The sequence below is a fragment of the Pseudomonas sp. genome, from assembly GCF_026224925.1.
In the GTDB taxonomy this organism is placed as follows: domain Bacteria; phylum Pseudomonadota; class Gammaproteobacteria; order Pseudomonadales; family Pseudomonadaceae; genus Aquipseudomonas.
The window spans coordinates 1-21,352 of the sequence record NZ_JAMFRV010000557.1; the positions used below are offsets into that span (position 1 = coordinate 1).

Annotated in this window: 15 protein-coding genes and 1 pseudogene; 5 read left to right on the forward strand and 11 right to left on the reverse strand. The window is 55.3% G+C overall.

Features of this window, described 5'->3' with window-relative positions; translation table 11 throughout:
- The 5 genes from M0974_RS23270 to M0974_RS23290 form a co-directional block, all read right to left on the reverse strand.
- A partial coding sequence (locus tag M0974_RS23270; RefSeq protein ID WP_297842434.1) for an ABC transporter permease subunit occupies positions 1-271 on the reverse strand: 271 nt, incomplete at its 3' end.
- 53 nt (positions 272-324) lie between these two features.
- A complete protein-coding gene (locus M0974_RS23275; RefSeq protein WP_297842436.1) occupies positions 325-1,179 on the reverse strand; it encodes a transporter substrate-binding domain-containing protein in 855 nt (284 codons plus the stop codon).
- 282 nt (positions 1,180-1,461) lie between these two features.
- Positions 1,462-2,127, reverse strand: a complete 666-nt coding sequence (locus tag M0974_RS23280; protein ID WP_297842438.1) for a histidine phosphatase family protein — start codon at positions 2,125-2,127, stop codon at positions 1,462-1,464.
- 292 nt (positions 2,128-2,419) lie between these two features.
- On the reverse strand, positions 2,420-2,758 hold the full coding sequence (locus M0974_RS23285) for a hypothetical protein (protein ID WP_297842441.1): 339 nt from the start codon (positions 2,756-2,758) through the stop codon (positions 2,420-2,422).
- A 205-nt stretch (positions 2,759-2,963) separates the two neighbouring features.
- Entirely contained in the window at positions 2,964-3,167 is a 204-nt protein-coding gene (locus M0974_RS23290; protein ID WP_297842444.1) for a hypothetical protein, read from the reverse strand.
- 448 nt (positions 3,168-3,615) lie between these two features.
- Here M0974_RS23290 and M0974_RS23295 point away from each other — a divergent pair, with 448 nt between their 5' ends.
- The 3 genes from M0974_RS23295 to M0974_RS23305 all read left to right on the forward strand — a co-directional run bounded on the left by M0974_RS23295 (position 3,616) and on the right by M0974_RS23305 (position 7,535).
- Positions 3,616-5,205 (forward strand): ABC-F family ATPase, encoded by a 1,590-nt coding sequence (locus tag M0974_RS23295; protein WP_297842446.1) that lies wholly within the window; start codon positions 3,616-3,618, stop codon positions 5,203-5,205.
- A gap of 258 nt (positions 5,206-5,463) precedes the next feature.
- A complete protein-coding gene (locus M0974_RS23300) occupies positions 5,464-6,666 on the forward strand; it encodes an MFS transporter (RefSeq protein ID WP_297842450.1) in 1,203 nt (400 codons plus the stop codon).
- Between the two features lie 68 nt (positions 6,667-6,734).
- Complete coding sequence (locus M0974_RS23305; RefSeq protein WP_297842452.1) at positions 6,735-7,535, forward strand: endonuclease/exonuclease/phosphatase family protein; 801 nt, start codon at positions 6,735-6,737, stop codon at positions 7,533-7,535.
- A gap of 38 nt (positions 7,536-7,573) precedes the next feature.
- Here the strand turns inward: M0974_RS23305 and glgB are convergent.
- The 3 genes and pseudogenes from glgB to M0974_RS23320 all read right to left on the reverse strand — a co-directional run bounded on the left by glgB (position 7,574) and on the right by M0974_RS23320 (position 15,172).
- A pseudogene (gene glgB, locus M0974_RS23310) lies at positions 7,574-9,805 on the reverse strand (1,4-alpha-glucan branching protein GlgB).
- Positions 9,802-13,128, reverse strand: a complete 3,327-nt coding sequence (gene treS / locus M0974_RS23315; RefSeq protein ID WP_297842455.1) for a maltose alpha-D-glucosyltransferase — start codon at positions 13,126-13,128, stop codon at positions 9,802-9,804. The pseudogene glgB and the gene treS overlap by 4 nt, the downstream one beginning before the upstream one ends.
- 13 nt (positions 13,129-13,141) lie before the next feature.
- Positions 13,142-15,172 (reverse strand): alpha-1,4-glucan--maltose-1-phosphate maltosyltransferase, encoded by a 2,031-nt coding sequence (locus tag M0974_RS23320; RefSeq protein WP_297842458.1) that lies wholly within the window; start codon positions 15,170-15,172, stop codon positions 13,142-13,144.
- Between the two features lie 997 nt (positions 15,173-16,169).
- On the opposite strand from M0974_RS23320, the gene M0974_RS23325 reads away from it, so the two are divergent.
- Both M0974_RS23325 and M0974_RS23330 read left to right on the forward strand, forming a co-directional pair.
- Positions 16,170-16,337 carry a hypothetical protein gene (locus M0974_RS23325; RefSeq protein WP_297842461.1) on the forward strand — a complete coding sequence of 56 codons (168 nt, stop codon included), beginning with the start codon at positions 16,170-16,172 and terminating at the stop codon, positions 16,335-16,337.
- Positions 16,338-16,415: 78 nt separating this feature from the next.
- On the forward strand, positions 16,416-16,637 hold the full coding sequence (locus tag M0974_RS23330; RefSeq protein ID WP_297842464.1) for a DUF3203 family protein: 222 nt from the start codon (positions 16,416-16,418) through the stop codon (positions 16,635-16,637).
- Positions 16,638-16,702: 65 nt separating this feature from the next.
- Here M0974_RS23330 and M0974_RS23335 read toward each other — a convergent pair whose 3' ends face one another.
- The 3 genes from M0974_RS23335 to M0974_RS23345 all read right to left on the reverse strand — a co-directional run bounded on the left by M0974_RS23335 (position 16,703) and on the right by M0974_RS23345 (position 21,260).
- Complete coding sequence (locus M0974_RS23335) at positions 16,703-17,449, reverse strand: SDR family oxidoreductase (protein ID WP_297842468.1); 747 nt, start codon at positions 17,447-17,449, stop codon at positions 16,703-16,705.
- 72 nt (positions 17,450-17,521) lie between these two features.
- The gene (locus M0974_RS23340) at positions 17,522-19,624 is read right to left on the reverse strand and encodes an EAL domain-containing protein (protein ID WP_297842470.1); all 2,103 of its coding nucleotides are present in this window, start codon (positions 19,622-19,624) and stop codon (positions 17,522-17,524) included.
- A gap of 169 nt (positions 19,625-19,793) precedes the next feature.
- Positions 19,794-21,260 (reverse strand): efflux transporter outer membrane subunit, encoded by a 1,467-nt coding sequence (locus tag M0974_RS23345; protein WP_297842474.1) that lies wholly within the window; start codon positions 21,258-21,260, stop codon positions 19,794-19,796.
- Positions 21,261-21,352 lie beyond the last annotated feature (92 nt).

The following is a 21,352-nucleotide window of genomic DNA, read 5'->3' on the forward strand; positions in this document are numbered from 1 at the left end:
ACAGCTTGTCCATGCGAATGCCCAGACTCGGCAACGCGAAGTAGATCAACAGGATTAGCACCAAAATCGGCGTATTGCGGATCACCGTGACGTACACCGATGCAATGATGCGCAATGCCCGGTGTTTCGACAGCAGCGCAAACGCCGCAATCAGGCCGATCACGCAGCCAATGGCAATCGAGATCAGCGCCAGCTCCAGGCCCAAACCAAGGCCCGACAGCAAGCTGGGAAAGTCACGCCAGACAGCTGCAAAATTTAACTGATAGTTCATGGTCAGCAGTACCTGGAACGGGGCAGTCAACGCACTGCCCTGTTCTCACCGAGTCATTTGAATTCGACAGGGAAGCCAATTTCCGGGGTCGGCAAATCGACACCGAACCATTGCTTGAACGACGCGGCATACGCTGGAAACTCAACGCCGGTCATTGCCTCATGCAGTACGGTGTTGACGAAGTTCAGCCAATCCTGATCGCCACGTTTGACGGCACACGCGTAGGTCTGTGGGCTCCAGGCGAAGTTCGGCGTGCGATAACGACCAGGGTTCTGCACGATTAGATACTTGACCGACGATTGATCGGTGGCAGCAGCATCGGCACGACCGGAGTTGATCGCCTGATACATCAGGTCAACGCTGTCGTACTGGTCGACTTTGGCTTTGGGCAGTGCCTGGTGCACCAATTCTTCGGCATACACGTTTTGCAGCACAGCCACGGTCACGCCATCGCCTGCGGCTTTCAAATCATCAATTTCTTTGTATTTGCTTTTGATAGGCAGCAACAGCGCCACGCCCTCGCGGTAGTAAGGCAGAGTAAACGCGACTTGCTGGGCCCGACTGGCCGTGACGGTAATGAACTGACAGCTCATGTCGACTTTGTCAGTCAGCAGGTTAGGAATCCGCGCGTCGGACGACTGCACCACGAACTCGACTTTGCTCGGGTCGTTGAACAAACCCTTGGCGACCATCCGCGCAATGTCGATATCGAAGCCCTGCAGCTTTCCGTCTGCACCTTGGAAATGCCAAGGGGCGTTGGTGCTGCCGGTACCGACCACCAGATGACCACGTTGCAACACGCTGTCGAGCTTGCTGGTGGCGTCTGCCGCCTGCACGGAGCTGATAAGCGTGGCCGTAGCCGCAAGAACAAACGCACAAGCTTTCAAAAAGGAAGGTCCGCGATGCATGTGATGAACTCCGCCGTGGTTAAAATTCCGCTATAGCGGAATAAGGTATGTAACAACGGAATAGAGAGCAGAAAGTGTGCCACAGAACGCGGCCGAAAACGAAGCGCAGAAAAAAGGCTTTTAGATCAATGAGCTATCAGCGGGGAATTGTTTTTCGATGTAACGACATCGGCGCGGGAACCCGCTACCGTTTGCTACAGGCCTGTGTAGACAGGCCCCAAATGAGGGCGGACGCGCCGCATGAGGGCGCGCTACCTGAGGACGCGATAGAGAGCAGTCGTGTCAAAAATCAGCAGAGAATGGAGCTGCTTCAATAAAACCAAGCGCATGTGGAACGGTGTTTTTTTCGTCAATTGATATAAACAGCGACGAGGTGTACGCCGGTTTATGAGGCAATTTTATCTTTAAATCTCTTTCAATCTCTCTAATACAATCACTGTGAGTGACCAGGATTAAATTACGCCCGACCACTTTCTGTTTAATTGCGTTTGCAAGCAAGGTCATTCGACAATTTGCAAGCCACTCTTGGGTAGCGACAGCATGTTCAAACATGAACGTCGCAGTTTGCGTGGTTCTCGTAAGTGGACTGCTAAAAATATCAGTGCTTTGAAGCCCTAGGCGCTGGTATTCCTTGCCTACACCTCGCGCTTCATCACTGCCCCGAACGGTAATTCCATCTTTGGCGCCTAGGCAGCTAGCATCCGACTGGTCACAACGCTCCGCGTGACGGACAAAGACGATGATCTCACCCTTGGCCCAAGCGGCTTTCAGGCCAGCGACGTCAGCTGCGGTGCCGTGGGCAAAATTCAAAAGCGTAGGGTGTTTAAATAGCGAGTACGCCGTAACACACAGCAGCGCCACCAATAGCACAATTGAGATAATGATGTAACGTACCCGCATTCGTCCCACGAACCGCGAACTTAAACGAACACCGGGAATGTTTTCCATTGAGCGTGCTTCTCTGCAATTGTTAATTTTTATTTGCCATCATGATTGACACTACAGCGTTCTGCAATCGCTAGAACACATCGGGCGAACAATATAAATACTTTGGCGAAAGAGACGTTAAAAATACGTGATTTATTGAAGGATTTCGCTGTAAAAAAACGTTTCTGAAGAAACGTTCAGCGAGTGTTCAGAAAGCCGACTTAGTAGCATTAGCGAGTCGTCAGCATCCGCATAAAGGTCGTTAAACAGTCCTTGCTAACAAGGACTGTCGTTCATTTACCTCATGGGATCATCAGGCTTTGGTGTTAATGATTTCGCCCGTGATCTGCCCAGTGCCATTCACGCTGCCTTTCGCTGGAGTTTGCGCGGGAGAATTTGATGCCGAAGCGAGATGCTGTTTCGCTATTAACCGTTGAGCCACACGGTCGCCTTGGCCTGCCTCTTTTGCGGTTACAGCAGATGTTTCGGTCGCTTCCTTTAAGGCTGCTGCTGCGATGCCAGCGGAGGTGTTAGCGGCCGGAGCTGCGCTCGTCGTAGCTGCGGACGTCGCGGTCGCACTTGTTTTCGAAGTGGTTTGGCCGGGTACACCTACTGTTGCGTGGATAGAAGCTGAGATTGCGCCAATAGACATCGGGAACTCCTGATTTTTCCTGGATACGCAAGCGCGTGAATGCTCTAGCGCAAGGGTTGGAACAAGATCAGAGAGTAAAAGTGCAACCGTTTGGTTTGCGTCGGAAATTGGTGAAAATTCCGTCGTATACGGCGGTGTATTTCTGGACTGGAGGCGAGAAGTCCCCGTTGACGAGGACACAAACCAAGTGAGCCTGACTCGATGTTCAGGCCTTGGTGTTAAGGATCTCTCCGGTGCCGCTGATGCCAGCCGTTGACGGAGCAGCTATCGCGGAGGTTTCATGCGCTTCCTGCTGCGCGGCTGTTGTAGGGATGATAATTGATTCCTTGGCCGCCCTGAATTTGGCCTGGTGTTGTGCCGTCACGCCGACGTTTACTGGGATGGAAGCTGAAATTACGCCGATTGCCATGTGTAGCTCCTGATAGATGGAAACACGCAAGCACGTCAACAACGCTTGGCGCATGGTTAGGACTGCACACAGACTAAAGGGCGAAATGTTCGCAGGGCGTCCTTCGGACGTGAAAATTTCGTGGAGGTCACTGCAAGGGAGCGATTGAGGATACGACACGGCGGAGCGACGAATTTAGATTCACGGGTATGGCTCGGAGCTCTTCCGCTTGTCGAATACAAGCTACCTTCCTCGAGGTTGCGGCAACCGCAGCACTCTCCGGCTGCCCTTCGGCGCGCCAAGTGTTACTATTGCGCCCCTTTAAAGCCGCACTGACTGATTTTGGGTTGCGCGTTCTGCGTCCAGCCTGCCTTGGCCGTGCGTTTTTTGGCTGTTTTGGGTTAACGCCCAACGCCATTGTGCCGGGCCGTCGTGCCTTTACGCCTTTGCTACCTTGCAGGACACACTTTTGATCTCCACAGCTAACATCACCATGCAATTCGGCGCCAAGCCGTTGTTCGAGAACGTCTCGGTCAAGTTTGGCGGCGGGAACCGTTACGGCCTGATCGGCGCTAACGGCTGCGGCAAGTCCACGTTCATGAAGATCATGGGTGGCGACCTGGAGCCTTCGGGCGGGCAGGTGATGCTAGAGCCGAACGTGCGTCTGGGTAAATTGCGCCAGGACCAGTTCGCTTACGAAGAATTCACCGTGATCGATACCGTGATCATGGGCCACGAGGAATTGTGGAAAGTTAAGGCTGAGCGCGATCGCATTTATTCGCTGCCAGACATGACTGAAGCTGACGGCATGGCCGTCGCTGAGCTGGAAACCGAATTCGCCGAAATGGACGGTTACACCGCCGAATCTCGTGCCGGTGAATTGCTATTGGGCCTGGGTATCGGCATTGATCAGCACTTCGGCCCGATGAGCGAAGTCTCGCCAGGCTGGAAACTGCGCGTATTGTTGGCCCAGGCGTTGTTCTCCAATCCTGAAGTGCTGTTGCTCGACGAACCGACCAACCACTTGGACATCAACACCATCCGCTGGCTGGAAAACATCCTGACCCAGCGTAACAGCACCATGGTCATCATTTCCCACGATAGGCACTTCCTGAACAGTGTCTGCACGCACATGGCCGACCTTGATTACGGCGAGCTGCGTCTGTTCCCGGGTAACTACGACGAGTACATGACCGTGGCGACCCAGTCCCGCGAGCAATTGCTGTCGGACAACGCCAAGAAAAAAGCTCAGATCAACGAATTGCAATCGTTCGTTAGCCGCTTCTCGGCCAACGCCTCGAAATCCAAGCAGGCCAGCTCCCGCGCCAAGCAGATCGACAAGATCCAGCTGGCAGAGGTCAAACCTTCAAGCCGTGTCAGCCCGTTCATTCGTTTCGAACAGAACAAAAAGCTGCACCGTCAGGCGGTCATTGTTGAGCGCATGGCTAAAGGTTTCGATGGCAAGCCACTGTTCAAGGACTTCAGCTTTGTGGTTGAAGCAGGCGAGCGCGTAGCGATCATCGGCCCGAACGGTATCGGTAAAACCACCCTGCTACGCACCTTGGTTAACGACCTGTCGCCGGACGCTGGTACTGTGAAATGGACTGACGCGGCGGAGTTGGGCTATTACGCTCAGGATCACGCGTCTGACTTCGAAGACGAATCCAACCTGTTCGACTGGATGGGTCGCTGGACTCAAGGTGGCGAGCAGATCGTTCGCGGTACATTGGGCCGGATGTTGTTCTCCAACGACGAAATCCTCAAATCGGTCAAAGTAATTTCCGGTGGTGAGCAAGGCCGCATGCTGTTCGGCAAGCTGATCCTGCAAAAGCCAAACGTGTTGATCATGGACGAACCGACCAACCACTTGGACATGGAATCCATCGAGGCGCTGAACCTCGCACTGGAAAACTACCCAGGTACGTTGATCTTCGTCAGCCACGACCGCGAGTTCGTTTCTTCACTGGCCACGCGAATCATCGAGTTGAGCCCAAGCGGCGTGGTCGATTTCAGCGGCACCTACGATGACTACCTGCGTAGCCAGGGCGTTGTGCTCTGATTTGATGGCAGCGTGAATAGAAGCCCTGTCCTGTGACGGGGCTTTTTTTGGCTTATTGTTTTGAACCGCTCCGAACATCCTCTGTACAGCGCCGTTGCGACATTTCGAGAATCCCGGTGAGCGAACTGTTCGCGAATGCAACAGTTCGGTCCCCCACTAGAGTTTGCGACATTCCTAAATTCAATCGTTAGCCAGCTTTCTTTTACTCTCGGCGCACGCCATCATGGCTTACTCCAACCGCCTGCCAGCGAATGAGCCATGTCTGCCGCACAACCGTCACCGCCCCCTGTAACATCCCCAAGCTCCATGGCGATCACCCTGCAGATCGTCTCTATCGTCTTTTATACGTTCATCGCCTTTCTGTGCATTGGCTTGCCGATTGCCGTGGTTCCGGGGTATGTCCACGAGCATTTGGGTTTTAGCCCCGTCATTGCGGGCATTACCGTGGGCGCACAATATCTGGCGACGCTACTGAGCCGCCCTCTTGCGGGTCGTGTGGCAGACAGCATTGGCACCAAGCGCGCGATCATCTATGGCTTGTCAGGAATCGTCGTCAGCGGCGTTATGACCCTGGCCGCTACGTTGCTTGAAAGCGTACCCGACCTGGCCTTGACGATACTGATCATCGCTCGCGTATTTCTCGGCATAGCTCAAGGATTGATTGGCGTGGGCACCATCAGTTGGTGCATCGGCCAAGTCGGCTCCGAACACACCGCCAAAGCGATTTCCTGGAATGGCATTGCGTCATATGGCGCAATTGCCATCGGTGCACCCGTCGGGGTGGTGATGGTTGACGGGTTAGGCTTTATCAGCCTTGGCGTTACCTTGTCGATCCTCTCGTTACTGGCGCTGGTGTTGATTCGCAACAAGCCTTCCGTACCGGTCGTTCGTGGCGAACGCATGCCGTTCTGGTCGGTATTCGGTCGCGTCGCGCCGTTCGGTCTGAGCTTGACGCTGGCCTCTATCGGCTATGGCACGCTGACCACTTTTATCACCCTGTTTTACCTGAGCCGCGGGTGGAATGGCGCAGCCTATTGCCTGACGGTATTCGGGGTGTGTTTTATCCTCTCACGCCTGATCTTTATCAACGCCATCAAACGCTTTGGCGGATTCAACGCGGCGATTGCCTGCATGGTGATTGAGACCGTTGGCCTGGTGATGCTATGGATCTCTCCCAGCACCCAGTTCGCCTTGATTGGCGCAGGCCTCACCGGGTTTGGCTTATCGCTGGTGTACCCGGCGCTGGGCGTTGAGGCGATAAAACAGGTGCCAAACTCAAGTCGCGGTGCCGGGTTGAGTGCCTATGCGGTGTTCTTCGACCTCGCATTGGCCATTGCCGGCCCCATCATGGGCAGCATTGCCATTGGCCTGGGTTATTCGTCGATTTTCCTCTGCGCAGCGGTACTGTCGGTGGCCGGGTTGGCGTTGACCATTTGCTTGTCACGCCGCCCGCGCTATTGACGAAAAAGATGAACTGCCACCCCGGCAACCAGTCCCACTAACAGATCCCTTACTCAAGGAATGTCAGTGTGACTGTCGACACAGCTGGTATTACCGCCGACCCAGGCGACCTGGCGCAAACCCCCGCCGTTCACCGTTTGCGGGTACTGACCGTGAATACCCACAAAGGCTTCACCGCCTTCAACAGGCGCTTCATCCTGCCCGAGCTGCGTGAAGCCGTGCGCAGCACCGGCGCCGACCTGGTGTTCCTGCAAGAGGTCATGGGCAGCCACGACGGGCATGCATCGCGACACGCCGCATGGCCACAGACCTCACACTACGAATTTCTCGCCGACAGCATGTGGAGTGATTTTGCCTACGGGCGCAACGCTGTTTACCCGCACGGTGATCATGGCAACGCCCTCCTCTCCAAGTACCCTATTTTGCAACACCGTAATCTTGACGTGTCCATCGTTGGGCCAGAACGACGCGGCTTGCTGCACTGCGTATTGCAGGTGCCAGGGCATGACGAAGTGCACGCGATTTGCGTCCATTTGAGCTTGCTAGAGAGCCATCGACAGTTACAACTGGACTTGCTATGCAAGCTGCTTGAGTCGCTTCCGAGCCATGCGCCCGTGATTATTGCGGGGGATTTCAACGATTGGCAGCTACAGGGAAACCTGCGCCTAGCGCGCTGCGATTACCTGCACGAAGTGTTTGAACGGCATGCCGGCTCCCTGGCGAGAACCTACCCGGCGCGGTTGCCGATGCTGCGCCTAGACCGTATTTATCTGCGCAACGCCAGCAGCCACTCGCCAAGGATCCTGGGCAACAGGCCGTGGACTCATTTATCGGATCATTTACCATTGACGGTTGAAGTGCATCTCTGACCCTGAGCGCCGTGGTTGTAACCACGGCGCCACCACCGTCACTCCTGCAACTTGGGCTTCAAGATCAACACTGCCAGCGGCGGCAGATCCAATAGCAGCGAATACGGCTGACCGTGGCTTTTCCCTTCCTGCGCATTCACCCCACCGCCATTACCGATGTTAGAACCGGCGTAGGTGTCCGCGTCGCTGTTCAGCAGCTCAACCCATTGCCCTTCGAACGGCACGCCCACCTGATAACCTTCGCGGGGCACCGGCGTAAGGTTCGCGACCACCAGCACCGGCTCGCCCTCTTTGCTCCAGCGCATAAACGCAAACACACTGTTGGTCGCATCATCGCCAATCACCCATTGGAAACCCTGCGGCTCACAATCTCGCTCGTGCAGCGCGGGTTCTTCGCGATAGAGCCGGTTAAGGTCGCTTACCAGCTTCTTGACCCCAATGTGCTCAGCGTATTGCAGCAAGTACCAGTCGAGCTGCTCATCGTGGTTCCACTCACGCCACTGACCGAACTCGCAGCCCATGAACAACAGCTTCTTGCCTGGATGGGTCCACATGAACGTCAGATAAGCGCGCAGGTTAGCGAACTTCTGCCAGCGATCGCCGGGCATTTTATCGATCAGCGAGTGCTTGCCGTGGACCACTTCGTCGTGGGAAATAGGCAAGATGAACTTCTCGGACCAGGCATACACCAGGCCGAAACTCAACTCGTTGTGGTGATGCGCACGGTGGATCGGGTCCTGCTGCATATAGTGCAGAGTGTCGTGCATCCAGCCCATGTTCCATTTGTACTGAAAACCTAAACCTCCCTGCTGGGTCGATTGGCTGACGCCTGGCCATGCGGTGGACTCTTCGGCGATAACCATCGAGCCCGGAGCTTCCAGCGCCACCACATCGTTGAGGTGACGCAGGAAGTCGATGGCTTCGAGGTTTTCACGACCACCGTGACGATTGGGAACCCATTCCCCGGCTTTGCGTGAATAGTCTCGGTACAACATCGACGCCACCGCATCCACACGCAGGCCATCGATGTGGAAATGCTTAAGCCAGTGCAACGCCGAGGCGAGCATGAAGCCATGCACTTCGGTGCGGCCCAGGTTGTAGATCAGGGTGTCCCAATCCTGGTGGAAGCCTTCCTGGGGGTTGCCGTACTCGTACAATGCAGTGCCGTCGAACTGCGCCAAACCGTGGGTATCGGTCGGAAAGTGCGCCGGTACCCAGTCGAGGATCACACCGATATCAGCCCGGTGACAGGCATCAACGAACGCCGCGAAATCCTGTGGCGAACCGTAACGCGCCGTTGGTGCGAACTGTGACAGGGGCTGATAACCCCATGATCCGCCAAACGGGTGCTCCATGATCGGCATCAGTTCGATGTGAGTGAACCCTAATTCCTTGATGTACGGAATAAGGCGATCACCCAGCTCCTGCCAGTTGTACTGGCGCACCACGAACTCGTCGCTGTGGTCGAGTTGCCAAGAGCCCGCATGCAACTAATAGATCGACAGCGGTGCTTTAGGCGAATGACGCTCGCCACGCGATTCCATCCAACCACTGTCCTGCCAGTCATGCTTGAGCGGTGTGGCAACTACTGATGCAGTTTGCGGTGGCATTTGCGTAGCCAGCGCCACGGGGTCGGCCTTTAACGGCAGAATCCCGTTGGTACCTAAAATTTCGTATTTGTAAGCTTCGCCTGGCTGAAGTCGCGGGACGAAAACTTCCCACACGCCAGACGGATAACGCGCACGCATGGGGTGACGACGGCCATCCCAGTTATTAAATGAACCGACTACGGAGACGCGACGCGCATTCGGCGCCCAAACCGCGAAGCGCACACCCTCGATGCCATCGACATTCATCACCTGAGCGCCCAGGCAACTGCTCAAATCCCGGTGATTACCTTCGGCAAACAGATACAGGTCCATCTCCCCCAACAACTGACCAAAGCTGTAGGGGTCTTCGGTAATCTGCTCACCGCCCGCCCAGCTAATCTTCAACAGATAAGGTTGGGTGTTCGGTAAATGGCCCGCGAAAAAGCCGGGTGTCGAACTCATTTCCAGAGTTGCCAGCTCTTGCTCACCGTCGCGAGCTAATACTTTAACGCTCAGCGCATCAGGCAAGTAAGCGCGAATGAACTGCCCACCCTTGCCATCATCATGCGGACCGAGCATCGAAAACGGGTCGTGGTGTTCAGCACGAATCAACGCGTCCATATCAGTCGCGCCGGGCAACATCTGCACTTTGTCCCTGCTGTGTTCCTTAGGTGCATTCATGTTGGTTCTCCATCAGACAAAGTCAGCAGTCCACGTAGGCCTTGCAAAGGTACGGCAAGCCAGTTGGGGCGGTTCTCTGCCTCGTAGACTACTTCATATGCGGTTTTTTCCAGGGTAAATAATTCCAGCGCAGCCGTTTCGCCTTCGCTGTCCTTCCACGCGTGCGCCATACCGGCGGCGGCGGCCCGATACCCTTGGATAAACGCTTCCCGGGCCTGGGCTAAATACGTGTCAGCCACCGTGTGACGTGCGGCTTTGGCTTCATCCGAACTGTCCACGCTTTGAGCATTGCGTACGGCCATGGCTGCGGCATAGTCAAACGAACGTAATACGCCACTAACGTCTTTAAACGGGCTGTATTTAGCCCGACGTTCAATCAGCGGTCGCGCCGGCTCGCCCTCAAAGTCGATCAAGTAAGCATCGCCCTTGACCACCAGGACTTGGCCCAAGTGTAAGTCGCCGTGCACCCGTAGACGCAAGCCGCCCACAGAACGCTTGGCCAGATTTTTGATATGGGCAAGCACCTGCTTACGTTGACCCAACAGCTTATCGACCAACGCTTGATCGTCCGCTTTCAGCTTATCTTTATTCAACTCGAGCAGCTCCAGCGCGCGTTCCATTTGCGCCACGACGCTGTTGCCGGAGGTCTCACTGTCCTTAACGCTAGTAATTTCAGCGGCAAAATCAGGATCGTCAGTCGGCGCTGCCAATATTTGGTGCATCTCCCCCAGACGCTGCCCCAGCAGAGCAGAGAAATCCGACAGTTCCAATAGCGCGTTGAAGTGTTGATCCATGTCCGAGCGGCCATGGGACAACTCATCACGCACCGCGCGCTCAAGGTTGTTCTGAGTCCACTCCCACGCATCGCCCTGATTGCTCAAATAACCTTGAGCAATCATCAACAGGTTGTCCTGCCCATGATCGTCGACCCGCACCACTGAACCCAACAACGGCGAAATATGCTGGAACCCGGCAGCCGTCAGATAAGCACCCATCTCCAATTCCGGGTGAGTCCCTGCGGCCACGCGACGAATCATTTTCAACACCAGGCTGCCACCAACCACCACCGAACTGTTGGACTGTTCAGCCGACAGATAGCGCACTTCGGATTCATTGGTTAGCCCGAGGTGCGTCATTTCCGGCGTCTGCTCAAAGCGCAACTCGCCTCCAGTGAATGGCAACACGGTGTTGGCCTGCATGCCGTGAACCACCGCGCGAATGAATGTTTCAAGGGTAAATGCGTCGGTGATGAAGCCGACCTGACGTCCTCGACGTACTCGCGCCAGCGCCAGCTGTTGCGGCAACGCGCTGCTGATATCATCTTCGGCCAACAGCCCGAATGGCAGCTGATAGCGATCTTGTTGATCGCCCGCTGTCACTTCAATTTCACTCAGTAGCACTGGGTTTTGCACACTGCCAAAACGCACGGCGTAAGCAATCTTGACCTGATCAATGATTTTATCTTTGCCGGCAAACCAGCGACGTTTAGGCAGATAAGCCGCCAACGAGTCTTTCTCCATGACGCTGCGCAATGGTTCGTCGAGCAACTCTTCCAAGCGCTTTTTCAGCACCAGGGTCGGGAAGTCCGGCAGGCTCTGCGCCGGTTCTACGTGCCAACTCGGCATCTGATTCTCTGTCGCCAGCAAGAACCAATAGTAGCCATACGGCGGTAAGGTCAGCAGGTACGTCAGTTGGCCAATCGGCGGAAACGCGCTACCGCCCAACATTTCCACCGGGACCATGCCGGTAAACGGCGCCAGCTCCAGCTCCGCTGCTTGAGCAGCGGCAGACACATTGGCCACGCACAGGATGATTTCGGTCTTGCCATCCGGCCCAGTGTATTCACGGGTGTAGGCCAAAATTCGACGATTGCTCGGCGACAACATTTTCAACGTGCCACGGCCAAAGGCCTTCTGCTGTTTACGCACCGTCAACATCCGCCGGTTCCAATTGAGCAGCGAATGCGGGTCGTTGTTCTGCGTTTCGACGTTGACCGATTGATAGCCATACAGCGGGTCCATGATCGGCGGCAGTACCAGGCTTGCCGGGTCGGCGCGTGAGAAGCCACCGTTGCGGTCGATGGACCACTGCATAGGCGTGCGCACACCGTCGCGGTCGCCGAGGTAGATGTTATCGCCCATGCCAATCTCATCGCCGTAATACAAGGTCGGCGTTCCCGGCATCGACAGCAACATGCTATTAAGCAATTCGACACGGCGGCGATCACGCTGCACCAATGGCGCCAAACGACGACGAATACCCAGGTTTATCCGCGCCCGGCGGTCCGAGGCGTAGTAATTCCACAGGTAATCACGTTCGCGATCTGTGACCATTTCCAAAGTCAGCTCATCGTGATTACGCAGAAAAATCGCCCATTGGCAGTTTTCCGGAATTGCCGGCGTCTGACGCAAAATATCGGTAATCGGGAAACGATCTTCCTGGGCCACAGCCATGTACATGCGCGGCATCAGCGGGAAGTGAAATGCCATGTGACACTCATCGCCGTCTTTACCGTTGCTGTCACCAAAGTACAGTTGCGTGTCTTCGGGCCACTGATTAGCTTCGGCCAACAGCATGCGGTCCGGATAATTGGCGTCGATCTCGGCACGAATCTTTTTCAGCACCTGATGGGTCTCAGGCAGGTTTTCGTTATTGGTGCCGTCGCGCTCGATCAGGTAAGGAATAGCGTCAAGACGCAGGCCATCAATGCCCATGTCCAGCCAAAAACGCATCACTTCCAACACGGCTTCCATCACTGCCGGGTTATCGAAGTTCAAGTCCGGCTGGTGCGAATAGAATCGGTGCCAAAAGTACTGGCCAGCCACAGGATCCCATGTCCAGTTGGACTTTTCTGTGTCGATAAAAATGATCCGCGTGCCGTCGTACTTCTGGTCGGTGTCCGACCACACATAAAAGTTCCGGGCTTTGGAGCCTGGCTTCGACGCACGGGCTTTCTGGAACCACGGGTGCTGGTCAGACGTGTGATTGATGACCAGCTCAGTGATAACCCGCAGCCCCCGATCATGGGCCTCGGCGATGAATTTCTTGGCATCGGCCATGGTGCCGTAGTCGCTGTGCACACCCCGGTAATCCGCAATATCATAACCGTCATCACGACGTGGTGACGGGTAGAAAGGCAGTAGCCAGATGGTGTTGACCCCCAGCTCGGCAATGTAATCGAGCTTGGCAATCAGGCCGGGAAAGTCACCAATACCATCGTTGTTTGAATCAAAAAAAGACTTCACATGGACTTGATAAATGACCGCATCCTTGTACCACAGCGGGTCATCGATAAAGGCCGCACTCCTGGGTTTCTTCGCCATCGTCAATTCCTTGTTAATTCGTGGTCTGGATGCGCCAAATGCCAAATGGCTGGTAAGTTGGGTCTATGCGCATCCATTGGTACTTGCCGTACCAGGTCCAGCGGTGGCCGGTCATCAAGTCTTCACCGGACGTTGCGGCATCATCGGGCAGGCCCATTTCCCACAGCGGCAGTTCAAAACTCGCTTCCTGGGCATTGACCGGATCGAGGCTGACGGCGATCAAAATGAAGTTGCTGCCATCGGCGCTGCGCTTGCCGAAATACAAAATGTTGTCGTTCCAGGCGTTGTACAGCTTCAGCCCCAAATGCGTTTGCAGCGCTGGGTTCTGGCGGCGAATACGATTGAGTTGGGCAATCTCGGCAATGATGTTGCCCGGCGCCGTGTAATCCCGTGGACGTAGCTGATATTTCTCCGAGTCCAGGTATTCTTCTTTACCCGGCACCGGTGCTGATTCACACAACTCGAACCCCGAATACATACCCCACAAACCCGAGCCCATGGTCGCGAGCGCAGCACGGATCAAAAACCCGGCGCGCCCTGACTCATGTAAAAAGCCGGGGTTGATGTCTGGCGTATTGACGAAGAAATTCGGGCGATAACAATCACGCCAAGGCGTTTCATTAAGCTCAGCAAAGTATTGCGCCAGTTCTGCCTTGCTGTTGCGCCAGGTGAAGTAGGTGTAACTCTGCGAGTAACCGACTTTACCCAGGCGCGCCATCATCGCCGGCTTGGTGAAGGCTTCGGCAAGGAACATCACCTCCGGGTGTTCGTGGCGAATGTCGGCAATCATCCACTGCCAGAACGGCAGCGGTTTGGTGTGAGGATTGTCGACCCGGAAAATCTTCACGCCCTCTTCCACCCAACCTAGCACCACGTCCCGCAGCTCAAGCCACAAACTCGGAATCGCATCGGGCGCGTAAAAATCGACGTTGACGATGTCCTGGTATTTTTTCGGCGGGTTCTCGGCGTAACGAATCGAACCGTCGGGGCGCCACGAGAACCAACCAGGATGTTCCTTGAGCCACGGGTGGTCTTGGGAGCACTGAATCGCGAAATCCAGAGCAATTTCCAGACCGTGCTCTGCAGCGGCCTTTATCAGGTTGCGAAAATCCACGCGAGTACCCAGTTCCCGGTGGATCGCGTCATGGCCACCGTCCTCACTGCCAATCGCGTAAGGGCTGCCCGGATCATCCGGACCGGCGTGCAGGGAGTTGTTCGGCCCCTTGCGGTGGGCGCGGCCGATGGGGTGAATCGGCGGGAAATACAACACGTCGAAGCCCATGTCACGAATCATCGGCAGCCGACCCAACACATCGTTGAACGTGCCGTGGCGCGCTGGATCGTCGGTAATCGAGCGCGGAAACAATTCATACCAACTGGCGAACTGCGCCAGTTCACGCTCTACATCCACTGGAAAGTCGACACTGCGACTCAGGTACGCGTGGTTTTCGGCCTTGGCCATCAACCCCGTCGTTTCGTGGCTCTGCAACAGCAAGACCTGCGCGTCGGGATCACTTTGCTCGAACTGCTCGACAACGGCGGCCAAGCGCTTTTTCAATTCGCCTTCGTGGCGCTCCATCGCTTGGGCCAGATGGATACGGCCCTCCTGCAACTCCAACTCGATTGGCACGCCCGCGATGTGCTTCTTCTGCAGCTCATATTGGAAACTGGCGAATTGATCGATCCACGCTTCCAGGCGGAACAAGATGCGGCTGACCGACGTTGGGGTGAACTCACCTTGCCAACTGTCGTTGCCCAAATCCGCCATGGGCTCGCGGTGCCATTCATCTTCATCGGTCGCACGCCACATAATTACCACGGCCAGCTTGTCGTGACCGTCAGCGAACACCTTGCTGGTCACGACAACAGGCTGTCCGATGATGGCCTTGACCGCAAACAGGCCGCCTTCGATTGCTGGCATCGTGTCTTCGATCACGATGCGCGGCAATTGCAGGGCTTGGGTCAGGGTTAACGGTTGAGTCTGGTGCGGTACATCACTGGCCAAAGAATCCGGGCCGTAGGGCTGATCTGCGGTCACATTCATCGAGCATCACTCCTCACGCCCTTCCCCTAATAGAAGACAAAGACGCTCACCGGCAAAAAAACATACGATTGAAAAAAAGAGCGTGCCCATCCTGCGCTAAAAACACCTTACCGGGCCGCATAGTTTCCGAACGTCGGCCGCTGGGAAAAGTTCAAAAGGGTTTAAGTGCAGGGCTGAGCTTAGGCATAGAAATGACAGGTATGCGAGGGGAAGGATCATCTGAGGGTTGGCGGGCGATTGATTTGGGTAAAAATCAAAAAACATTATCGAAATCTATATCTTTTAGTTATAAAAAATACACATTTATAATAATTCGATATGAGCCGGGAACTCTTTAACGCCGCGAGAGAACCAATCAACTAATATTATCTTGCACTACGAAACAGTAGACCCTTCCAGAAACCTCGTACCCTTTAATAGGAAATAACTTACAGATATTTTAAGTCAACCTTAAGATTAAATGTAGGATTTTTCCTATTAATGCAAAAATGCCAAGTAACGCTATATATTGACAGCGCCAAAAATTAAAACTAAAAATTTATCATGCGTTACACACAACGAAGCCGCCCGGCAACCGCAGCGAGGACCTGACGGACCAAGGCTATGCCAGAGAAAACCCAGATAACCATTCAATAGTCCTGCGCGCCTGGTCCGTTCAGAACGCCATTGGAGTGCCAAACCATCTTATTTAAAACTTACAATTACGACATCATGAACTTCGATGTCGAGAACTTCGCGCAGTCACGTGACGGGATTGCAAAAGTCAAACTCGCCCCTTTCTGGAAAGAACTAATTGAAAGAACCCAACCAACTTACCCCGACACTGACAAGTCCAATGAAAGTAAACAAAAAAAGATCATCGACTAAGGCTTTTATTCGAACAGCCATGGAGGCCCAACCCGATGAACTGCGCTGCATGGCGTAATTCTCGAATCGCGACGGTCGAACGGATGAAGCGCTAATACCGTGAGCGCCTGACAGACTCAGAGGTGATCTGATGAATATCCCTATCCCTGCGGAAACGCCTGACCCGATGATCGACGATCCAGCGTTGCCCGTGCCACCGCCCGAGAAAGACCCGCCGCCGACCATGCCGCCGGTAATCGAGCCACCCAAGGGCGATCCACCCACTGAGAAATCGCCAGCGATTCTCAATGGCGGTTAGAGGGTAAGAAGTGCACATGCAGAACGTTGAATGCCGGCAGAGGTCTCACGGTTATCACGTTATGAAAGGAGAACGGTCATGCCACTGGAATTCGATAACACCCGTGAACATTGCTCCGCTGTGATCGACGATGTGCGTTACCAAAGCCCTGTCATTGAGGTGGTGATCATCACCAATGACGCCACGCACATGTCCGAAGCACAGGTCGACGGTAAAAACGTACCGATTACCGAAGAGGAGGCGGATGCGCTGACGGTGATGGGCGCGTTGGACAAGCGGCACCACACTTGGGTGCAGTGAGTGCTCTTAGTGGATAAGCACCGGGGCTTCAGCGGCAGCGCTCGTTCTGATCGAGCGCGGCAATGCTATTTCCCGCCCGCCAAATCGATGAAGGTGCCGGTGGCATAGCTGGCTTTTTCCGACAGCAACCAGATAATCGCTTCGGCCACCTCTTCTGCAACACCGCCCCGGCCCATGGGGATGCCGGGCTCAAGCTTGCTGACCCGATGTGGGTCGCCGCTCAGGGCGTGAAAATCAGTACGGATGTAACCGGGGCGCACCGCGTTGACCCTAATCCCCTCGCCCGCCAGCTCACGTGCGAGTCCGATAGTGAACGAGTCGACGGCACCTTTCGACGCAGCGTAATCAACATATTCCCCAGCCGAGCCCAGTCGTGAGGCAGCTGAAGACACATTGACGATGCCGCCGCCCTTACCGCCATAGCGCGGCGACATTCGCAGCAACGCATGCTTGGCACACAACATGGGCCCGACCACATTGGTTTTCATCATCCGCAGCAAACGAAACTCGGACATTTCCTCGACCCGCGAAGCCTGAGCGACCGTGCCCGCGTTGTTGACCAGTGCCGTGATCGGACCGAACTCGGCGTCGATTCTCGAGAACATGCCAATGATTTGATCTTCGTCGCTGGCGTCCGCTTGCACAGACATCACCTGCGCGCCCAGTTCGCGGACCTGCGCGCAGGTTCGCTCGGCGGCTTGGTGGTCGGACAGGTAGTTGATGCAGATTCGATAGCCTTCGCGGGCTGCCAGTACGGCAGTGGCCGCGCCAATGCCGCGGGAGCCACCGGTGATTAGAATGACTTTTTCCATGTGTGTATGCCTGATCGGTACCTGAAGGCTGTCAGCCTGACTTAGGCGTTTTACCAAGGGATGCCGCGAAAATCAAACCTCGGATGCACTCTCTTGCTCATCCACCGGCGTTTCGGCCGCATTGATATCTGCCATGAATTTCTCTGCGGGCAATGGATGCCCCAAGAGAAAACCTTGCAACGAATCGCAACCCAGCTTGGTCAAAAAACTCTGCTGCATGTCAGTTTCGACACCTTCTGCGACGATACGCAAACCCAATGCTTGCCCCAAGGCAACGATGGCTGAGACGATGGCCGCGTCGTCGCTGTCATGCTCTAGATCGCGGACAAACCCACGGTCGATCTTGATTTCATTAGCAGGCAAACGCTTGAGGTACATCAAGCTCGAATAGCCCGTACCAAAATCGTCGATGGACAGGTCAACGCCCATTTCTGCCAGCTGTTGCAGCACGGCCATGCTCGCGTCGGCGTCGCTCATGGCGGTGGTTTCAGTGATTTCCAGGGTCAAGTTGTTGGCCGGCAATTGGTGCAGGATCAACGCGTTCGCAACACTGTCGACCAACCCTGTATGGCAGAACTGCAGCGCAGACAAGTTGACCGCAATGCGCCAATGGCTATACCCCTGCGTGTGCCAGACGCGCATCTGCCGACAGGCTTCGTTAAGCACCCAGTCGCCAATGGGGATGATCAAACCGGTTTTTTCTGCAAGGCCAATAAATTTGTCTGGCAACAACAGCCCCTGCAGCGGGTGGTGCCAGCGCAGAAGTGCTTCGGCCCCGATTGGCTGCCCGGTCACCGCGTCGAATTTTGGCTGGTAATACAAGCAAAACTGTTGCTCTTTGAGCCCGCTTCGAAGGTCCTGAAGTAGCTGCAATTGATTGCGTGCATTGGTGTTCATCGACGCATCAAAAAAACTGTAACCGTTTTTGCCCGCCGCTTTCGCGTGGTACATAGCGGCATCGGCATTCATCAACAGTTCGTGTTGGGTCTCGCCGTTTCCCGGGTACAAAGCGATACCAATACTCGCGGAAATTTGCACACTGTTATCAGCAACGAGAAAGGGCTGACTGAGCAAGGTCACCTGCTGGGCAGCATAGGCAGGAGCCTCATCGCGTTCGGGCAACTCAACCAACAGCACGAACTCATCTCCACCGATACGTGCCAAGGTATTGCGACCATTCATATCATTGCGAAGGCGCAGTGCTACCTCGCGCAGCAACTGATCACCCATATGATGACCAAACGCGTCGTTGATTGGTTTAAAACCATCCAGGTCCATGAACATCAACGCAAACCAACCGCCGTGTTCCTCAACAGTGCGCATGGCCTGTTCGATTCGATCGGCCAGTAGCACTCGATTTGGCAGCCCCGTAAGCGTGTCGTGCAGCGCCAGTTGCGTCAGCTCACGGTTGGCCACACTCAGCGAATTAGACAGCTCCGCCGTTCGCGACTCCAGCCGGGCGTCAAGGATCGAAGTCAGCAAAGCGATGCTCAGCACCTCCAGACTGGCGATAAGCACCAATTTGTCCAGGCCGTCGACACGTAATCCGTTGCCGATCGCGCCGCAGAAGCTGCCATCGGCGAATGTGGCGGCGGACATAGCGGTGTAATGCATCCCCGCAATCGCCATACCCATAAACACTGCAGCACCGGCGCGAAACAGCCTTACATGCGGCGTTTGCTGGCGCAGTCGGAACGCGATCCACAGCGCGGCAGCCGAGGCACTGAACGCGATCAGCAGTGAAAGTGCAAAGCGTGCAGGTTCGTATTCGATGCCCGGTTGCATGCGCAAAGCGGCCATTCCGCAATAGTGCATGCCACTGATACCCGCACCCATGATCAGCGCACCAAAGCTCAATTGCAGCATTGGTAGTCGCGGTTGGCTGACCAACCATAAGGCGAAGCCAGACGCCAGAATAGCGATTAGCAACGACAACACAGTGATCGGGACGTCGAAAACCAGTTCGATGGGCAGATGGAGGGCGAGCATACCCATGAAGTGCATCGCCCAGACGCCGACGCCCATGGCTAAACCGCCGCCACTCATCCATAGATAGGTCGCGCGACCATTAGCGGTGGCAACCCGACCCGCTAGATCCAGCGCCGTATAAGACGCCAATATCGCCACAAATACGGAGATCAAAACCAACGAGGGGGTGTAGTTACCGATAAGCATACGACTTCTCGAGACCTGGGCAGACGACAAAATTTTTGCCCACAGGAATCAAAGATTGTACTCAACTTGTTACAGGAAGTTGCTGCCTGTTTAGTTGAATCCAGCGCTGGATTTTAAAAAAAATCGGCTCGTTCTATTCACAAGGGGGTATCTACCCCCACACGCTTCGTTATTGAATAGCCAGGCCGTTGGCTGCGCTCCAACCTCCGCCTAACGCCGCAATCAATTGGACGCTGGCGATCAGTCGACTCTGCAGCAGCGTCAGTACGCTTCTTTCGTTGCTCAGGGCGGTAGTTTGCACAGTGACTACGTCCAAGTAAGCAATCAACCCGGCTTTGTATTGGTTGTTGGTCAAGCGCAGCGATTCCCGCGCGGCGTCCAATGCCTCCGAGCGCACCACTGCTTCGTCCTGATACACCTTTAGTTGAACCAGATAATTTTCGACTTCCTGGAAGCCGTTCAAAACGGTTTGACGGTATTGGGCAACCGTCTGGTCATAGACCGCTTCGGTACGATCAACTTCAGCCGAGCGCTGGCCGCCGTCAAATAACGTGGTTGCCAGTTGCGGTCCGACTGACCAAAAACGGTTTGGCAAACTGATCCAGTTGGTGAATGTGGAACTGCTGTAGCCGCCGCTCATGCTCAAGGTCAAGTCTGGGTAGTAAGCGGCTTTTGCTACACCAATATTAGCGTTGGCAGCCATCACCGAGCGCTCCGCTGCGGCGATGTCCGGGCGCCGCTCAAGCAGTTGCGATGGGACTTCCAACGGAATTTCCGGCAATACCGGAACCGTGGTGGTGGCGGCCAGACTGAAGTCTGCCGGAGCTTGGCCCATCAGCACTGCAATTGCGTTCTCGAATTGCGCACGCTGCCAGATCAGGTCGATCAAGTCAGCTTGAGTGGTCTTGAGCTGCGTCTGCGCCTGAGCCACCGCGTCCTTTCCGGAAACACCGTGACGGTACTGATTTTGCGTGGTGGTTAACGAGCGCTGATAAGCCTCGACAGTCGCTTCAAGCAAACGTTTCTGCTCATCGATTACCCGCAATTGCAGGTAGTTCTGCACCAGTTCCGATTGCAGGCTCAAGCGCATCGACGCCAAATCGGCAAGGCTTGCCTGGGCACTGCCGGTATCGGCTTCGAGCCCGCGACGCAACTTGCCCCAGATATCAGCCTCCCAACTAACGCCAAGCTGCGCGTTGTAAGTATCGCGGATACCACTGCTGGAACTGCTCAGGCTCGAACTGCTACTGCCCGTGCCTTGGCTAGAGCGATTTTTACTGGTGGTCAAATCGACGGTGGGGAAAAAAGAGCCCCGCGCACTGCGCACCAGCGCTTGGGCCTGGCGGTACTGGGCATCGTATTGAGCGACGGTCTGGTTGGAAGTGTTGAGTTTTTCCACCAACCCATTGAGTTGCGCGTCGTTATACAGCTCCCACCACGCTCCCCGCGCCATTGCGTCGTTAGGCGCTGCCTGACGCCAGCCCTCGGCTTGCTTGAATTGCGCGGGAGTGGTCACCGTAGGCTTTTTGTAGTCTGGCCCAACCGCGCAAGCGCTCAACAACAAAACGAATAAACCTGTGCCCAGCCACCGTGCAGGCTGCTGGAGAACAGTAGTTGTGTGCAGGCGGAGGGTCATAGCGGAGTTTCCAATGCGGCATCGGTACGCACGCCACGCCATCTGTTGACACGATGGCGCAGACGGTCGAGATACAGGTAAACCACCGGCGT

Excerpts from the sequence above, each read along its gene's own strand:
- M0974_RS23300 (WP_297842450.1), top strand. The coding sequence starts at position 5,464 with ATGTCTGCCGCACAACCGTCACCGCCCCCTGTAACATCCCCAAGCTCC.
- M0974_RS23275 (WP_297842436.1), bottom strand. The coding sequence starts at position 1,179 with ATGCATCGCGGACCTTCCTTTTTGAAAGCTTGTGCGTTTGTTCTTGCG.
- M0974_RS23335 (WP_297842468.1), bottom strand. The coding sequence starts at position 17,449 with ATGGAAAAAGTCATTCTAATCACCGGTGGCTCCCGCGGCATTGGCGCG.
- M0974_RS23320 (WP_297842458.1), bottom strand. The coding sequence starts at position 15,172 with ATGAATGTGACCGCAGATCAGCCCTACGGCCCGGATTCTTTGGCCAGT.
- M0974_RS23325 (WP_297842461.1), top strand. The coding sequence starts at position 16,170 with ATGAATATCCCTATCCCTGCGGAAACGCCTGACCCGATGATCGACGAT.
- M0974_RS23290 (WP_297842444.1), bottom strand. The coding sequence starts at position 3,167 with ATGGCAATCGGCGTAATTTCAGCTTCCATCCCAGTAAACGTCGGCGTG.
- M0974_RS23280 (WP_297842438.1), bottom strand. The coding sequence starts at position 2,127 with ATGGAAAACATTCCCGGTGTTCGTTTAAGTTCGCGGTTCGTGGGACGA.
- M0974_RS23330 (WP_297842464.1), top strand. The coding sequence starts at position 16,416 with ATGCCACTGGAATTCGATAACACCCGTGAACATTGCTCCGCTGTGATC.
- M0974_RS23340 (WP_297842470.1), bottom strand. The coding sequence starts at position 19,624 with ATGCTTATCGGTAACTACACCCCCTCGTTGGTTTTGATCTCCGTATTT.
- M0974_RS23285 (WP_297842441.1), bottom strand. The coding sequence starts at position 2,758 with ATGTCTATTGGCGCAATCTCAGCTTCTATCCACGCAACAGTAGGTGTA.
- M0974_RS23345 (WP_297842474.1), bottom strand. The coding sequence starts at position 21,260 with ATGACCCTCCGCCTGCACACAACTACTGTTCTCCAGCAGCCTGCACGG.
- treS (WP_297842455.1), bottom strand. The coding sequence starts at position 13,128 with ATGGCGAAGAAACCCAGGAGTGCGGCCTTTATCGATGACCCGCTGTGG.